This window comes from Vibrio sp. 10N.261.46.A3, assembly GCF_041472995.1.
Taxonomy (GTDB): Bacteria; Pseudomonadota; Gammaproteobacteria; order Enterobacterales; family Vibrionaceae; genus Vibrio; species Vibrio coralliirubri.
The window spans coordinates 1-477 of sequence record NZ_JBFRRH010000212.1; the positions used below are offsets into that span (position 1 = coordinate 1).

1 protein-coding gene is annotated in these 477 nt (G+C 43.4%); it reads left to right on the plus strand.

Annotated elements, in window-relative coordinates:
* Positions 1-46: 46 nt before the first annotated feature.
* Positions 47-370, plus strand: coding sequence for a hypothetical protein (locus AB4484_RS26730; protein WP_372081058.1), 324 nt, complete (start codon positions 47-49; stop codon positions 368-370).
* The last annotated feature ends 107 nt before the right edge of the window (positions 371-477 follow it).

The window sequence follows — 477 nt, forward strand, 5'->3', positions numbered from 1 at the left end:
TGGCGACTGAAATCCGCGTATTTTAATATCAATACTAAAGAGTGCTATGCCTTTCCCTAAAGATACAAACGAAACGTTTATTAGAAAAGCCATTAAGCAATGGGGCAACCGTTACGACTACTCTCTTGTCCAGTATGTGAACAGTCGAACGCCTGTTGTTATTCTTTGTAACAAGCATCAGCAAGTGTTTGAACAAACCCCTAAAGCCCATTTTGCGGCGAAACGCCATTGCTGCCCACTGTGTTATCAAGAGGTGGTGGGAAGTTACCAAAATGAGTGGCGATTACAGAATAAGTCAACCTCAATTGACCTCAATTTAGATAAGCTCGCACCCATAATTGACCGTGCCTTTCGTGATGATGAGCCATAGACTGACGTGTACCAGGCCTGCAGCTGCCTAGTTGAAAGGCATCTTCATCGGACTTTATTTTGAAAATCACCGCTTTAATTCCAGCACGCACGGCTAGAGCATTTTAA